The sequence below is a fragment of the uncultured Paraglaciecola sp. genome, assembly GCF_937123705.1.
Taxonomy (GTDB): Bacteria; Pseudomonadota; Gammaproteobacteria; order Enterobacterales; family Alteromonadaceae; genus Paraglaciecola.
This window is the reverse complement of sequence record NZ_CAKZKO010000031.1, coordinates 50,509-66,814: the sequence shown is the minus strand read 5'-3', so window position 1 is coordinate 66,814 and position 16,306 is coordinate 50,509. Positions and strand designations below refer to the sequence as shown.

Below are 16,306 nucleotides of genomic sequence, written 5' to 3'. Positions count from 1 at the left end.
TTGTGTAGTCACTCTACACTCATGATGAACAACGAAGATAGGGGCAAAAATAGCGCTACTTACAGGCGTTTCTTATCGAGTTCGGGTTACTTACCAAGCATGCTCTTATCCATCAAATTTACATCCGGTTTACTATCACAAGCTGCCACGCCTTTATAGCATTACCCATTTGTAACTTATTTTTTCAATGTCCATGACCTCAATTGACAGTGAAATAGGTGACGTCACCACAACACTTAACTTATCCATTACTAAGCGGGTTAGTGCTCTTTTCTGTTGATGGTTTCTACCCTGCAATATTTTCAAGGTAATATGGATGAATGCAGTATCAGACACACCCGTCTGATAATCGGTGTAGGCAAGTGCCCGTGTTTTAATTGAAGATTCTTCGAACAAGCCCGACTCAAATACACTCTGATGCAGCGAACTGATTAGCGTTTTAATTGGTAATTTATCTTCTACAACTTTAGAATATTCAACAATACAATGAGGCATAATGATGTCCTAATCTAGGTAAATTCATCAATGAAAATAAGAGCTTATCATCTTGGCGAAGAACATGAAATATGGCAACTTTTTCAGCACACAGTGCATCATGTCAATGCCCGTGATTACACAAAAAAACAATTAAACGCTTGGGCGCCTGCAGAATTTAACACAGTATTATGGACCAAAAAACTTGCTGAGCTGGGTTCTTTTGTATGTGTTGATAACAAAAAAATTATCGGATATGGCGATCTTCAACAAAAAGGCTATATTGATCATTTCTTCTGCCATCATCAGTATCAAGGTCAGGGAGTTGGCAGTGCATTAATGGTTCATATTCATGGCTTAGCGGCGCAACAACAAATTAAGCAATTATCCGCAGACGTTAGCATTACAGCTAAGGCTTTTTTTGAAAAAAACGGTTTTACCGTAACACGTCCGCAAGTTGTCACTATTCGAGGGCAAGCCTTAACAAATTTTAAAATGGAGAAACAATTAGTTTAAAGGCGCGGTGTATTCAAAATAGAGAATAATCAAACTTGATACCGCTGTAATCATTAATACTTGGCCACTAATACCAAAATGATCTTTCTCACGCCTGTTGCGCCTGCTTTTCATAATTAATACTGTGATACTAATCATTAAACACAACGACAACAAAGCAACTAAATACATTGTCAGTGTTTTTGACCATTGTTGACGCCCTTCAATGCCCCAAAATTCTTGCAACCCAGAAACAAACTCAGGGCGGGCATCATGAAACACCAAGAGCGCGCCAAGAAACACAAACCACCCTAAGACATTGAAAAACACCATACACTGGTAAAACCTGTCTTTTTCCCGTGGTAACTTTCTTCTGTTCTTCACCTTTTTTAATGCTTGATTTAAGTTTTTCATATGCTCAATTAAATTTGCTTAAATGTCGATTTTTCTTGAGTCTAGGCGCTACCTGAGTAAGATTACACACCTTGCAACAATAGCCAAGTCAACTCCATCGATAAATGTAGTTAATTTAGGTTTGTTTTCGGCTGTATCTAAGGTTTCACGAGTATTTTTTGTGTTATTTGGTATTTTCACCATATTCAGAACGATTAACCTTAAAATAGTAAACAGTTTACATAATAAATGAAGAAGGGATGCATATCCCTATAATTGGAGAGAAGTAAATGGCGCACGCCCCGGTGGCAGAGATTTTTGCCGGTAAATATTCAGTTGGTGACCAAGTAACAGTGAAAGGGTGGGTACGAACTCGCCGTGATTCAAAAGCTGGTTTGTCTTTTATTGCACTACATGATGGTAGCTGCTTCGATCCTATACAAGTCATAGCGCTTAACTCCATTGAAAATTATTCAGATATTCAAAAGTTAACCACCAGTTGTTCTCTTGAAGTGACAGGCTCGTTAAAAGAGTCACAAGGTCAAGGTCAATCCTTAGAAATTGAAGCCACAAAAGTTGACATTATTGGTTGGGTCGAAAATCCCGATACCTTCCCTATGGCTCCTAAGCGCCACAGTATGGAATATTTACGAGAACACGCCCATTTACGTGCCCGTACTAACGTAGGCGGCGCGGTAACCCGAGTGCGTAACTGTTTGTCACAAGCTATTCACCGCTTTTTCTATGAACAAGGCTATTGCTGGGTCAGCACTCCTATTCTCACCGCAAGTGATACCGAGGGTGCGGGTGAAATGTTTAGAGTATCCACTTTAGATATGCAGAATATTCCCAAAACCGAAAAAGGCGATGTCGATTACAGCCAAGACTTTTTTGGTAAAGAGACATTTTTAACGGTTTCTGGTCAACTAAACGGCGAAACCTACGCCACTGCCATGTCTAAAATTTATACTTTTGGACCCACTTTCAGAGCCGAAAATTCAAACACTAGCCGCCACTTGGCCGAATTTTGGATGATCGAACCTGAAGTGGCTTTTGCCGACTTAGCCGATATTGCGCAATTATCTGAAGACTTGCTTAAATATGTATTCAAAGCAGTATTAGCCGAGCGCCCCGACGATATGGCCTTTTTTGCCCAGCGCATCAATAAAGAAGCTATCTCGCGACTCGAAAAAGTCATCGAGCAAGACTTTGTGCGTATGGACTACACAGATGCTATCGAAATTTTGCAAAACTGCGGTAAAAAGTTTGAGTTCCCTGTGAGCTGGGGTGTGGATTTATCCTCTGAGCATGAGCGTTATTTAGCTGAGGAACACGTTGGTGCACCTATCATCATGCAAAACTATCCAAAAGATATTAAGGCATTTTATATGCGCATCAATGACGACGGCAAAACCGTTGCCGCGATGGATGTGTTAGCACCGGGAATTGGAGAAATCATAGGTGGCTCGCAACGTGAAGAGCGCCTTGATGTATTTGACCGCCGCTTAGCAGAAATGAACCTTAGCCCAGAAGACTACAGTTGGTATCGAGATCTACGTAAATACGGTACTGTGCCCCACTCTGGCTTTGGTCTAGGCTTCGAGCGTTTAGTGGCCTATGTTACAGGAATGCAAAATGTCCGCGATGTGATTGCCTTCCCAAGAACACCGGGAAATGCCAACTACTAACATATTTTGTATTGGTATATTCAGAGAGCCACCTTCAAGGTGGCTTTTTTAATGTGAAGAACACTTATACCAATCGCCATAAGTAATTGATGGTATTAGTTAAGTATTGATTACGTTTGATTACTATTATTCACAGATTTAAAAAACATTCGTTGTTAGAGTCTTCTCAACTTAACTAAAGGAAGCGCTATCAATGAAGAAAATCACACCTGTATTAGCTTGCATCATGTCAATAGGGATCACCGCCTGTAACGATGACAACGACGTACAAATCACTCCAGACACTGAATTTGTATTTGATTTTAATACTGAAAACTTCAGTGCTGCTGCCATTTTTTCTGACTACCCTGAAGGTGAGGAAACTTTCTATGAACTTGATTCAGGCTATGAAAATTTACCCAGTACTTTCAGTGATATCAAAGGCTGGAGATTGGTAGGGAATAATCATTCGGATGATTTATTTATGGGGATCACATTGCCAATTGATGGATTATTCGCCACCACCTTGTACCAAGCTACTTTAACCGTGGATATTGTCAGTAATATTAGTAAAAACTGTGTGGGAATAGGCGGTGCGCCTGGCGAATCCGTCTATGTAAATTTGGCAGCTAGCAAAGATGAACCAATCAATACTCTAGATAACAACATGTATCGCCTTAATATCGACATAGGCAATCAATCGCAATCGGGTACCGAAGGTGTAGTGGTGGGTAATATTGCCAATTCAGTTGAATGTGGCCTAGATCCTATTTACGAAAAGAAAACACTCACAATGACAGACATTATCGACGTTATGTCAGATAACGAAGGGGGGCTTTGGATAACGGCAGGTTTCGACTCAGGATTTGAAGGAAAAACTGAAGTGTTTATCACTAAGATCACCGCAACCATTGTCGAATAGTCAACTAATGCGACTGGATCCCACAGTCGCCTGTTTGATTTTTGTTCAACTCCAGTGCATTACGCAGTAACTTATAGGAACTACTTCCCATACATATAAATGATTAACTTATCTTCATTATTAAAATGGCAGAAAACCAGTGTTTCAGATAAATTTGTGGTTACCTAAAATTACGCCAGAGAAAAATAATATGAACCAAACCAAACAACTATTCACCGAGATCACCTCACAAGGGCAATTAAAAATATCGTTACAAGAGCACGATATGCCCACGCCAAAAGCCCATGAAGTCATAGTACGCATCGAAGCCGCCCCTATTAACCCATCAGATATGTGGCCAATGTTTGGACCCGCCGATTTGACTGAAGCCAGTTACGACGCAGCCAATAAAATGCTGACAGCTCCAGTACACAAAGGCTTATTGCCTCGTATTAAGTCACGTTTAGATCAAGTATTACCCATAGGAAACGAAGGAGCAGGCGTAGTGGTTGCCGCTGGCGATCATCCTGGGGCTCAAGCTCTAATAGGTAAAACAGTTGGGGTATTGTCTGGCGCTATATACAGTGAATATGCTTGCCTTCCTATGCAAGCTTGTATTGTTCATAATGAAGGCACCACTGCTAAACAAGCGGCGTCATCTTTTGTCAACCCGCTGACAGCGCTAGGTATGGTTGAAACCATGCGTATGGAAGGACACACAGCTTTAGTTCACACTGCAGCGGCATCGGCTTTAGGGCAAATGCTCAACAAAATTTGTTTAGCAGAAGATGTACCTTTAGTGAATATAGTGCGCAATCAACAACAGACTGATATTTTAAAGGCTATTGGTGCCAAACATATCTGCGATTCTTCTAGCCCTAACTTTAAAGTTGATCTATACAAAGCCATTGCCGAAACCGGTGCTACTTTAGCTTTTGACGCCATTGGCGGCGGCGAAATTGTTAGCGATATATTAACCGCTATGGAAGCCGTAGGCAGCAAAGACGCAGTCGGCTTTAATACCTATGGCTCAGAAGCCAATAAACAAGTATATATCTATGGCGGCCTAGACTTTTCACCTACTACCCTTAACCGTGCCTACGGCATGACATGGGGCATTGGTGGATGGTTATTGATGCGCTTCTTAGGAAAATTAGCACCTGAGCAAGTAGGTAAATTACACAAGAGAGTAGCAGACGAGATAAACACCACCTTCGCCTCTACTTTTACCGAAGAGCTGAGTTTAGAGGAGGTAATGCAACCTCAAACAGTCCTTAAATATAATGCTAAAAAGACCGGTGAAAAGTATTTAGTTAACCCGACTAAAGCATAATTTAATCAATACCAACAAAAACGGGCGCACAATGCGCCCGTTCCTTATGAGTCAAAAGTAAATCCAACTCCAATTCTTCATATCTACCAAATACGCACCCGATCTTCTGGCGCTAAATACAAGGCATCATCAGGCTTTACATCAAAAGCTTTATACCAAGCATCGTGATTACGAGGCGCTAATGCTCGATAGCGACCCGGTGCATGGGTGCCGCCTTTTAATTGCGACATCATACTTTGCTCGGTACGTTTTTCACGCCATACCTGTGCCCAAGCCAAGAAGAAACGTTGGTCGCCGGTTATGCCATCAATCACTGGGGCTTCTTTGCCATTAAGACTGAGTTTGTAAGCGTGGTAGGCCATTGATAAGCCACCTACATCGCCTATATTCTCGCCTAAACTATTGCGACCATTGACAAAATTGCCTTCGATGGGCTGGTACGCGTTGTACTGAGCCACTAAAGCATCGGCTTTAGCTTCAAAGGCGGCTCGGTCTGCATCTGTCCACCAGTTTTGTTGAATACCATTGGCATCAGACTTCGAGCCTTGGTCATCAAAGCCATGACCCATTTCATGACCTATAACAGCGCCTATACCACCGTAGTTAACGGCCGCATCGGCATTAGGATCAAAGAAAGGCGGTTGTAATATCGCCGCTGGAAATACAATTTCGTTAAAGGAGCTATTGTAATAAGCATTCACTCTTTGAGGCGCCATGCCCCAGCGATTGCGATCGGTTTTCTGTAGTTCTTTGCTGGCACTGTCATCACGGAAAAACTGCCGCATACGCACTACGTTACCTAACAAATCATCGCTCTTTATTTCTAACCCTTTAAAGCTTTGCCACTTGTCTGGGTAACCAATTTTAGGCACAAATGCCGCCAATTTTGCTTGGGCGTTTACCTTAGTTTCGGCTCCCATCCAATCTAGTCCAGCAATACGTTCACCCAAAGCTTTACGTAAATTTTCAACTAAATCACCCATTTGTGCTTTTGAACTAGCGGGAAAATGTTTCTCAACATAGCTTTTACCCACGGCAAAACCAAGAGATTGTGTACCCGACATGGCGGCAATAGCCCGCTTCCAACGCGGACGCGGCTGTTGTTGACCATTTAGGGTTTTACCATAAAACTCGAAGTTTGCTATAAACACCTCATCAGACAAAAGCGACGCCTGATTTGAAATAGTGTGATAAGTCAGATAGTCCTTCCATGTATCTAACGGCTGATCCTTTATGATCCTAATAACATCTTTAATCGGCTGTGGTTGCGATATATTCAAATGCGGTATTTGATAACCGGTCTTAGCCAAATATACATCCCAATCGAAACCATAATAGGTATCAGTTAAAGACTCTCGCAAGATTTGATTGAGCGACAAGTCTCGGTTGCGGCGTTTTTCACGTGGCCATTGAACGTCTGCTATTTGAGTTTCGAGTTCCAATATTTGCTGGGCCTTTTGTGATGCGTTACCCACTTCTGCAAAATCTAGCATTTGCTCGATATGCGCCACGTATGCCTTACGAATATCCATAAAGCGCTGTGAATCATCAAGATAATAAGAGCGGTCCGGTAAACCTAAACCACTTACCCCAATCGACATTTGGTATTGGTCAGGATCTAAACGGTTAAACCACATACTGCCGCTGATTGGACTACTTGAACCATCTAGCCATGCACGACCAAAAGCCGCCGCCAAAGCTTTTTTGTTGGAAATTTTTGCTATTTGTTTAAGCACAGGCGCTATAGGTTCGAGCCCTTTAGCATTGGCCGCATCCACGTCCATATAAGACGCATAAAAATCTGCAATCAATTGCTGTTCAGGATTGAGATTAGTGCCTTGAGTGATATCTTCTATTAATGCCTTTATTTGAGTTTCGCTACGCTCTGCCAGTCTATCAAAAGCGCCATAGCGAGTTTTATCACTGGGCATCACAAAGTTTTTATACCAAGTACCACCCGCATATTGGAAGAAATCATCGCCGGGCTTAACAGACTCATCTCTGGCATCGAGCTCAACTCCAAAACTGCCTAGCTCAGCAACGCCTTTCACTGTACTTTCACTAGCTTTTGACTCAGTCATATTGCCATGTTCTGAGTCGCTCTGTTTACTGCATGCACCGAGTAAAAATACCGAAGCTATGGCAACATTGATGATTGTTTTTTTCATTGTTGTTCCAACTGTGTTGACGTTATATTAATCGAGTCAAGTGAATCAACTATCGATTCACTTAGAAAAATAAACCTAATTTAACCTAAGACTACCCAAGTAAAGTTATTTGTCCACTGAGTTGAGTATAATATTAAGAACTGAAGCTGTTTGGGCCAATGAAAAAACATTCAAGCAAAAACATTACTTTTACTTGTGTTGAATTTATGTTTAATAAACAAGTAGATATTTAATGTGTAACTTGAGCTATGGTCACTAAAATTACTGAAAATAGCACCACACCACCTAGATCATCCGCACTACACTGCCATGAGTGCCATTGTAAGGTGATTTTGCCGCATCTAACACACAAGCAAGCAGCAGTATGTCCGCAGTGTGGCTTGCAACTAACGGTTTATCATCACAATGCTTCGCAAAAAATAATTGCGTTAACAACGACCTCACTTATATTTTTATTCGCGTCCCTGCCCTTTACGTTTTTATCATTCAGTGCCAATGGCCAATATCACTCAATTGATATGCTTGACAGCTTATGGACATTAATTGAAAAGGGCTATGTGTTATTGGCTATTATAGAAGCGGTTGCAGTATTGATATTACCTGCTTTTGTGTTGCTGGGATTACTCTATTTATTGCTGACACTCAGTTTAGGATTGCGACCAACAAAAGCAGAATGGGTGATACACATACTTTTCAAGTTATTACCATGGACAATGACTGAAATATTTTTGATAGGGGTATTGGTTAGTTTAATTAAGATTTCGTCAATGGCTGATATTGAATTAGGTTTGTCTTTTTATGCTTATTTATTATTCACCCTTTCTATGACTATGACACTTTTGTATGTGGATAAATATCAACTGCAATTGTTATTGCAGAGCCACCCAATCACTCCACAACCCATTAACCCCAGCCTTAACATTCAAACAACTTGGGCATTATTAATAACATCGGTTTTATTATATATTCCAGCCAATGTTTTGCCGATTATGCATACCACAATGTTAGGAAGTGATGAACCTAGTACTATTCTAGGAGGGGTTATTTTGCTATGGAAGTCAGGATCGTACCCCATAGCGATGGTTATTTTTGTAGCAAGTTTGTTTGTTCCTGTCGCTAAGGTTGTTATCTTATGTTGGTTAAATTATTCCATTCAAACCGAGCAGCAGCATGCTAATAGTGAAAGAATGTTTTGGTATCGTATCACTGAGTTTATAGGCCGTTGGTCAATGATTGATGTATTTGTAGTAGCAATACTGGTTAGCTTAATTCAATTAGGCAACATTATGACTATCTTGCCCGGTCATGCTGCATTGGCATTTTGTGGGGTGGTGATTTGCACTATGCTGGCCGCAATGTCTTTTGATTCAAGACTTATATGGTTACAACCAGAAAAACCAAAAAGTGAGACCAAATCACTATGACTAATGATCCACAGCAGCAACCCATTAAGCCAGAAGAAGCGCTAATAAAACCCGTTCGAACTATATCTAAAATATGGCTCGTACCTATTGTGGCGCTGTTTATTGGAATATGGATGGTGTATTACCAATGGAGTAATCAAGGTCCACTTATAACAATAGAATTTACCACGGCTACGGGGTTAGAAGCCGGTAAAACAACCATAAAAACCCGTAATGTCGATGTGGGTATAGTCAAAAACATACAGCTAACAGAAGATTTATCAGGTGTTTTAGTCACAGTTAGAATGAATAAAAACGCCAGTTCTTTATTGCATTCCGACAACCAATTTTGGATTGAGTCACCTAGAGTATCCCTTAGCGGTGTTTCCGGACTCGGCACCATTTTGTCGGGCACTTATATCAATATGGTGCCAGGTATCAATGCACAATTGAGCGAACATTTTGTAGCTTTAGAAGCGCCTCCTGTAACAGCTGCAGGTACTCCAGGGCTGCATGTCACCTTAAATAGTGAAACCGAATTCGCCTATAAAAAAGGCGATCCTGTCATCTATAAAGGTATCAAAGTAGGTGAGTTTGAAGATATATACTTCAATTTCGAAGAGCGTATTGTTTATTACAATACCTTTATTGAGGCTCCTTATCACCAGCTTATTACAACGAATACCAAATTTTGGGATATCAGCGGAGTACAGATGGAATTGGGTGCCAGTGGTATGAAAATCAGTACAGGCAGTTTAGAAGCCATGCTAACAAACGGGGTGACATTTGGCATTCCTGACGGTATGCCTATGGGTCAAGTCATTACCGAGCGTAGCTTTTTTGATATTCACCCCAATTATGACTCGGCATCAGAACAACGTTTTAAGTTAAAGGCTGAATACGTCATATTAGTAAAAGACACCATACGAGGTTTAACTGTAGGTGCGCCTGTTGAATACCGAGGGTTAATGATAGGCAAAGTACTAGCCATTAACTCACTAGAGTACCAACAAAACAATTTATTGCAGCAAGGCTACGACATACCAGTGACCATCAGTATTCAACCTGGACGCGTACAACAACCCGACAACGCCCAAGGCCTGGCATTTATTCGCAAACAAATTCGCCTTTGGATACAACAAGGTCTAAGAGCCACGTTAAAAACCGGCAATCTATTAACAGGTGCCATGTTTGTCGACTTGCAACATTATCCTGATGAGCCTGTAGTTGCAGCTAAAACCATACAGGGATATGAGGTTATTCCAACAATCACAGGTGAATTTTCAGAAATCACCACTAAGGTCACCGGCATTTTAGACAACATTAATGAGTTAAAACTTAACGAAATTTCCAATAGCGTCAATAGTATGCTGTCGCAAATGTCTAAAACAGCCCAAGCTCTGCAGGTAACGGTAAGCAATGTAGATACTTTGTTGTCATCGGTACAAAAAGATAACTTAAGCAGTACATTAGCAGAAACACTTGAAAACCTATCCAATTTAAGCAAAGGTTTTTCATCTGACTCTGAAACTTACACAGAGCTTAGTAAGACGATGCGCACCTTACAGAGCACACTACAGGATTTGCAACCTATACTATTACAATTAAATAGCAAACCTAATAGTTTGATTTTTACAAACGGCGAGGCGCCTAATTTAATTCCTAAGGCAAAAGTAAATCCTTCAAAAGGAGCGAAAAATTAACATGCAATTGCGATCTGTTTTTTTATGTTTGCTGTTGTTGTGCAGTTGTACATCTGCTCCAGTAAATATCCATTACTACCTATTACATACACCTGAATCCCACCCCATATCTATAAATGATGCGAGCAAGCCCACCGCTGCATTACAGCCCCTTAGCATTGCCGACTACCTGCAACAATCAAGCCTAGTAATGCAAGTTAATCAGAACCAACTTCATTACGCACGGCAAGACTTATGGGCGGAGACATTGCAATCGTCTTTTTATAAAGCACTGTTGCAAGATCTAAATACCTATGGCCAAAGAAATTATATGCCATATACGCCTCCTTATTCTGCACAGACTGAAGTGACAATAAGCGTGCAGCTAGATCACTTTCATGTTACAGATACATCAAGTGTTATCAGTTCTGGTAGATATACCTTATCTAATCCTAGTTCTAAAGATGGTAACAACAGAAATACCGCTCGGTCGAGTCATGCATTCTATTTCGAGTCCGAGTTAACACAAGATGGATACGCTCATGCCGTTGAACAACTCAGGTCACTGGTTGTGCTTTTGTCAAAACAAATTGAAGAGGATATTGCGGCTTTGCCGGATTAATACCATTAATGCAATTTAGACGGTTTTTTCAAAATTACCTGATTATTGTTGAAGATCACTCCAACGATCTAGAGGCAAGCCAACGGGTCCTAGTTGCCAATATATTTGGCTTAATTGGCTATAGTATCGGCTTCATCATGAGTCTTGTTGCTTTTCTCAGAGAAGATTGGTTGCTAGGCATTATATTGTTGGCTTCTAGCTCAGTGCTTTTTATTATTCATTTGTTTCTTCGTTCAAAAAAAATAGCCAACAGTTATACCTACACCGCCATTTTATTTACTAGCGCTCAGATGCTAGTCATGCTTTATCTTGTTCACACTGGGGGTGTCAACGGCACAGGACCACTATGGATTTACCTTGTACCACCAGTCACCTTATTTTTCGGCGGTATACGTAATGGCATCCGCAACTTAGGGATGTTCGTTTTAGTGTTAAGCCTGCTACTATTTTATCCAAATGATGCGTTACTTCAAACGTCCTACACCTTTGAGTTTAAGTCACGGCTACTTTATTCCTTTTTAACTGTTTCATGTTTATTTTGGCTGTACGAATATATTAGACAAAACTCATTTCAACAGCTCCAAGAACTGAACCAGCAGTTAGAGAAACAAGCCAAGCACGATGCTCTTTCAGGATTATTAAACCGCCGCGGCATTGGAGAAGAGTTACAAAAAGAGTTTGAACGAAGTCAACGCTATAAAAATGCGTTAACTTTAATGATGTGTGATATCGATTATTTTAAGAAAGTAAACGATCAATATGGCCATGATATGGGCGATACTGTCATCAAAAAAGTCGCCGAAATTTTTGAATCTGTGCTGCGAAAACAAGACTCACTCGCAAGATGGGGAGGTGAAGAATACTTATTTTTGTTACCCGAAACCAAGGGTAACCAAGGCATGCAATTAGCAGAAAAACTCCGTAGTAAAATTGAAAACACCCAGTTTACCTATAAAGACAAATCTTTCAGCATCACAATAAGTATTGGATTACATCAACTCACTTCGACTGATACAATAAACCAAGCGATAACACTGGCAGATAGCCAGCTATTTAAAGCCAAAGAACAAGGACGAAATCGCTGTATTTTATCCTCATAACCTAATCAGCCGTCACTCCTAAGGTAAAGCTCTTAACTTATGCGCTCTAATCGTCACCCAATCCTTGATGACACGCCTATAAACTGGCGTATATTTTATAAACTTTGGCCCTATTTAACGGAATTCAAAGTCAGAGTAGCCCTCGCTTTACTGTGCTTAATTGCCGCCAAAACCGCCAGCATCTACTTACCTTTTGTGCTTAAACATACTGTGGATACGCTTAATCAAGACACAAACAACACCTTGCTAATCGTGCCATTTGGCCTAGTCGCTGCTTATGGCCTGTTGCGTTTAGCCAATGTGTTGTTTGGCGAGATACGGGACACCCTGTTTGGACGCGTTACCGAACGGGCTATGCGCCGCTTAGGATTACAAGTATTTCAGCATTTACATAATTTGGACTTGGACTTTCATCTCAACCGGCAAACCGGTGGTTTATCCCGAGACATAGAGCGCGGCACTAGCGGTATCAGTTTCTTAATGCGCTTTTTAGTGTTTAATATTGGCCCTACCCTATTTGAAATAACCGTAGTTGTTGGGGTATTGTTTTACAATTATGGGGTAAGTTTTGCGCTTATCATTTTAGTCTCTGTGGTGACTTATGTGAGCTTTTCAGTCAGAGCCACCGACTGGCGCACTAAGTACGTACGGGAAGTGAATCAAGCCGATTCAAGCAGCAGCTCTCGGGCCATCGACAGCCTATTAAATTACGAAACCGTTAAATACTTTAACAACGAAAGCTACGAAGCCAACAGGTACGACAGCGACTTAGCCAGTTGGGAATCGGCAAGACGCAAAAATCGTTTATCGCTATTTGCCTTAAATGGCGGACAAGCATCCATTATTGCCATTGCAATGACCAGCATGATGGCTTTGGCTGCTTATAACGTAGCCCACGGCACCATGACCATAGGCGACTTTGTATTGATTAACGCCTTTACTATGCAAATATTTATGCCCTTAAATTTCTTAGGTTTTGTGTACCGAGAAATACGCGGCTCCTTAGCCAATATCGAAAACCTCTTTGATCTTTTAGATAAACGCCCCAGCGTACCTGTAGATGAAAGCGCCAAAGATTTGATTATTAACCAAGGAAAAATCACCTTTAATCAGGTGCAATTTGGTTATCGCCCCGATCGCACTATTTTGCATGACGTTAGCTTTGACATATTACCCGGGCAAAAAGTAGCAGTGGTAGGCGAAAGTGGCTCGGGCAAGTCCACCTTAGTGAAATTATTATTTAGATTTTACGACTCAACACAAGGTCAAATTCACATAGACGGCCAAGATATTAGTCAAGTGAATCAACACTCACTACGCAAAGCTATTGGCATAGTGCCCCAAGATACAGTGCTGTTTAACGATACTATTTTAGAGAATATTCGCTATGGCCGCCCCGATGCAACCGATGCCGAAGTGCAACAAGCTATCGATTTAGCTCACCTGCGCACTTTTATCTCTTCACTTCCCAAGGCTGAAAAAACCACTGTGGGCGAGCGTGGCCTTAAACTCTCGGGAGGCGAAAAACAAAGAGTCGCCATTGCCAGAACCATACTAAAACGTCCGCCTATTTTAGTCTTCGACGAGGCCACATCATCCCTCGATAGCCAATCAGAACAAGCCATTTTAAGCGCGCTAAAAGAAATATCTCAAGGTCACACTAGCCTAGTGATTGCCCATCGCTTATCGACTATTGTGGATGCTGATAAAATTGTAGTGATGGGCAATGGGCGCATAGTTGAACAAGGTAGCCATAAGCTACTGCTCGACCTAAACGGCGCCTATAAAAAACTGTGGGATACTCAACAAAATCATCAATCCCAAGAGGTGCACAATGGATAATCAATTGCTGCTAGAGGCCATTAACCAAACCATGCCCTTTGGTAAATATGCTGGCCGCAAGCTATTGCACTTGCCCGAGCCCTATTTGGTTTGGTTTAATAACCAAGGTTTTCCTGAAGGAAAATTAGGCCAGCAACTGGCTCTGATCCACGAAATAAAAGTTAATGGGTTAGAAACCATGTTAGCACCGCTTTTACAAAGCGATTAATAGTCCCGTATACTGTGACCTTTCAAACCATATAACGTATTAATTTTGTTGATTTTTTTAATATAAAAAGGGAAATTTAAAAAAGAATGAAAATGAATAAAACACATACTTTCAAGTTAGATAGACAAAACGACGCGGCACAAAACGGTTTCACACTCATAGAGTTAATCATTGTCATTGTTATCATCGGGATCTTAGCGGCAGTCGCCGCCCCACGGTTTATTGATTTAAGCGGTGAAGCAAACCTTTCTGTTTTGAAATCTATGGGCAGTTCCATCAAATCTGCAAGCCAGTTAGTTTATGCCAAATCAGCAATTCAAGGACAATTAAATGAGGAAGAAGGAGAGGTAGACCTAAACGGGGATGGTACGCCTGACATTGATACAAGATATGGCTATCCATCAGGCTCTCGTGGCAATGGTATTTCAAAAGCCATGAGCGACAGCTTTGCATCAGAATGGATATGGTCAACCAATAATAATGAAACCATCTTTTATGTCACTATGGCGTCTTTTACTTGGACATCTGGCGAATACATAAATCAAGTACCTATAGTCGCCACAAATTGTTACTTGATATACAACCCGGCCAGCAATGCTGGTGACCTCCCTACTATCGACTATATTACAACTGGCTGTTGAATCATTAATTTATCAGATTGTATTTCATAGCGGCTTAGTTAGCCGCTAACCTGCGCTTCCAGTCACCATTATGTGCCAGCTGACAAGCTTGTTCGCTGTCAAAAAACACATGGCGTCTATTACCTTTAAGCAAAATACCCGCTTTTAAAAGTTGCCTTTGGATGTGATTGCGTAGCACAACGTCTTGTTTCGAGATTAACAGCTGCTTTAGTGACGCATCGGTATCAAATACACAAGTCACCATTAAACTGGCAGGAAAATTAGCATAATCGGCTGAGTGGGTTAACCACTGGAAACCCACTATCTCTTGCTTAGCCATCTCGCAAACAACCGTTAGTGCCTTGACCACATTATTGTCTAATTTTTTAACCGTTTTGTTCATTTTCATCTTTAGGTTGTTTATCTCCACTTTGTTGTTTTTTAACTTTTTGTTTGCGTTCTACCACTGCTTCCATGGTAGTTTGCGCGCAAGGGTCAGGCAGGATCATTTGGAAAAACAAACCAAAGGCAATGGCTCCCGCCTTTCTATTTTTAGCCCAGCCTGTCATTTTTACACAAAAGTAAATAAAGGCAACAAAGCTCAACCAAGGCTTCAATACATGCAAGAAAATAATTAAAGTATCCATTATATCTCTCAACAAATTAGTCAGCGGACATTCCGCAAATCAGAAAATTTATCAGGCAATAAACAATTGCCCACTAGTTATGATTAACTAAGGAGGTTTGAGTCAGATTCATCGATGTGAACCTGTCTAATGGTTGGGATTAAAATAGGATTGACGTTAAAAGACAGTGCAAGTAACTGTCGATAATTGAATGTAGTAAATAACCTGTCTTGGTAATCTTGACGAATAGCAGATTGAGATCCGAACATAACTTGTCGAAACGCATGTTCTACATGCCGCTCAATGCCTGTAAGAAACTGACGTTGTTGCTGACGTTTTGTTTTCTGTTGGGATAAATAATGTTGCTTTGATGAAGATTGTTGCGCAGCGATTACACTAATATCAATACCCTTATTTATTGCACTTGTATCGACTTCTTCGACATGAAAAATTTGTTTACTATTATGTTCAGTATTAACGTCAGCGACAGCATTAAATTGTATCGCCAAAAAGCAGGCGGCAAAAAACACGGCTAAACATTTGCCTAACCTTGTATTCATATATTACTGACATGTTTAACTTTCATAAAAATAAAATGTGGGCAGATTTACAAAACACAAGCAATAGAATTTAACGTCTGCCGGTCTTTACAATGTCTGGCCTGTGTTTGTCTGGCTCATTGAGGAAAAGCATGATTATTCAACGTTTCCTCTACAATATTCAAACGACAACTGGCTTAGTGCGAAACGAAGACAATAGATATGGCGCAGCG

Annotated in this window: 17 protein-coding genes; 11 read left to right on the top strand and 6 right to left on the bottom strand. The window is 40.9% G+C overall.

Annotated elements, in window-relative coordinates:
- Window positions 1–153: 153 nt before the first annotated feature.
- Window positions 154–495, bottom strand: a complete 342-nt coding sequence (locus Q0688_RS04545) for a 5-carboxymethyl-2-hydroxymuconate Delta-isomerase (RefSeq protein WP_299073599.1) — start codon at window positions 493–495, stop codon at window positions 154–156.
- Between the two features lie 30 nt (window positions 496–525).
- Here Q0688_RS04545 and Q0688_RS04540 point away from each other — a divergent pair, with 30 nt between their 5' ends.
- The gene (locus Q0688_RS04540; RefSeq protein WP_299073597.1) at window positions 526–990 is read left to right on the top strand and encodes a GNAT family N-acetyltransferase; all 465 of its coding nucleotides are present in this window, start codon (window positions 526–528) and stop codon (window positions 988–990) included.
- Here Q0688_RS04540 and Q0688_RS04535 read toward each other — a convergent pair.
- Window positions 982–1,383 carry a hypothetical protein gene (locus tag Q0688_RS04535; protein WP_299073595.1) on the bottom strand — a complete coding sequence of 134 codons (402 nt, stop codon included), beginning with the start codon at window positions 1,381–1,383 and terminating at the stop codon, window positions 982–984. The two genes, Q0688_RS04540 and Q0688_RS04535, sit on opposite strands and share 9 nt — an antisense overlap.
- Window positions 1,384–1,652: 269 nt before the next feature.
- Here Q0688_RS04535 and asnS point away from each other — a divergent pair, with 269 nt between their 5' ends.
- From asnS to Q0688_RS04520, 3 genes are all read left to right on the top strand, one after another.
- Entirely contained in the window at window positions 1,653–3,050 is a 1,398-nt protein-coding gene (gene asnS / locus Q0688_RS04530) for an asparagine--tRNA ligase (RefSeq protein WP_299073593.1), read from the top strand.
- 193 nt (window positions 3,051–3,243) lie between these two features.
- Entirely contained in the window at window positions 3,244–3,951 is a 708-nt protein-coding gene (locus Q0688_RS04525; RefSeq protein WP_299073590.1) for a hypothetical protein, read from the top strand.
- A 190-nt stretch (window positions 3,952–4,141) separates the two neighbouring features.
- On the top strand, window positions 4,142–5,263 hold the full coding sequence (locus tag Q0688_RS04520; RefSeq protein ID WP_299073589.1) for a zinc-binding dehydrogenase: 1,122 nt from the start codon (window positions 4,142–4,144) through the stop codon (window positions 5,261–5,263).
- A gap of 83 nt (window positions 5,264–5,346) precedes the next feature.
- Here Q0688_RS04520 and Q0688_RS04515 read toward each other — a convergent pair whose 3' ends face one another.
- Window positions 5,347–7,431: a M13 family metallopeptidase gene (locus Q0688_RS04515; protein ID WP_299073588.1), complete on the bottom strand. Its 2,085-nt coding sequence runs from the start codon at window positions 7,429–7,431 to the stop codon at window positions 5,347–5,349.
- A 326-nt stretch (window positions 7,432–7,757) separates the two neighbouring features.
- Here Q0688_RS04515 and Q0688_RS04510 point away from each other — a divergent pair, with 326 nt between their 5' ends.
- From Q0688_RS04510 to Q0688_RS04480, 7 genes are all read left to right on the top strand, one after another.
- Window positions 7,758–8,855 (top strand): paraquat-inducible protein A, encoded by a 1,098-nt coding sequence (locus Q0688_RS04510; RefSeq protein ID WP_367179779.1) that lies wholly within the window; start codon window positions 7,758–7,760, stop codon window positions 8,853–8,855.
- Window positions 8,852–10,537 (top strand): intermembrane transport protein PqiB, encoded by a 1,686-nt coding sequence (pqiB, locus tag Q0688_RS04505; RefSeq protein ID WP_299073586.1) that lies wholly within the window; start codon window positions 8,852–8,854, stop codon window positions 10,535–10,537. Before Q0688_RS04510 ends, pqiB begins: the two co-directional genes overlap by 4 nt.
- A gap of 1 nt (window position 10,538) precedes the next feature.
- Window positions 10,539–11,138 (top strand): ABC-type transport auxiliary lipoprotein family protein, encoded by a 600-nt coding sequence (locus Q0688_RS04500; RefSeq protein WP_299073584.1) that lies wholly within the window; start codon window positions 10,539–10,541, stop codon window positions 11,136–11,138.
- A gap of 8 nt (window positions 11,139–11,146) precedes the next feature.
- Complete coding sequence (locus Q0688_RS04495; protein ID WP_299073582.1) at window positions 11,147–12,238, top strand: GGDEF domain-containing protein; 1,092 nt, start codon at window positions 11,147–11,149, stop codon at window positions 12,236–12,238.
- Window positions 12,239–12,277: 39 nt separating this feature from the next.
- Window positions 12,278–14,080 carry an ABC transporter ATP-binding protein/permease gene (locus Q0688_RS04490; protein WP_299073581.1) on the top strand — a complete coding sequence of 601 codons (1,803 nt, stop codon included), beginning with the start codon at window positions 12,278–12,280 and terminating at the stop codon, window positions 14,078–14,080.
- On the top strand, window positions 14,073–14,288 hold the full coding sequence (locus tag Q0688_RS04485) for a DUF3820 family protein (protein WP_299073579.1): 216 nt from the start codon (window positions 14,073–14,075) through the stop codon (window positions 14,286–14,288). Before Q0688_RS04490 ends, Q0688_RS04485 begins: the two co-directional genes overlap by 8 nt.
- Before the next feature lie 92 nt (window positions 14,289–14,380).
- On the top strand, window positions 14,381–14,929 hold the full coding sequence (locus tag Q0688_RS04480; protein ID WP_299073577.1) for a prepilin-type N-terminal cleavage/methylation domain-containing protein: 549 nt from the start codon (window positions 14,381–14,383) through the stop codon (window positions 14,927–14,929).
- Window positions 14,930–14,963: 34 nt separating this feature from the next.
- Here Q0688_RS04480 and Q0688_RS04475 read toward each other — a convergent pair whose 3' ends face one another.
- From Q0688_RS04475 to Q0688_RS04465, 3 genes are all read right to left on the bottom strand, one after another.
- Complete coding sequence (locus Q0688_RS04475; protein WP_299073575.1) at window positions 14,964–15,311, bottom strand: Fis family transcriptional regulator; 348 nt, start codon at window positions 15,309–15,311, stop codon at window positions 14,964–14,966.
- Window positions 15,295–15,555 (bottom strand): hypothetical protein, encoded by a 261-nt coding sequence (locus Q0688_RS04470; RefSeq protein WP_299073573.1) that lies wholly within the window; start codon window positions 15,553–15,555, stop codon window positions 15,295–15,297. The genes Q0688_RS04475 and Q0688_RS04470 overlap by 17 nt, the downstream gene beginning before the upstream one ends.
- 83 nt (window positions 15,556–15,638) lie before the next feature.
- The gene (locus Q0688_RS04465) at window positions 15,639–16,094 is read right to left on the bottom strand and encodes a hypothetical protein (protein ID WP_299073572.1); all 456 of its coding nucleotides are present in this window, start codon (window positions 16,092–16,094) and stop codon (window positions 15,639–15,641) included.
- Window positions 16,095–16,306 lie beyond the last annotated feature (212 nt).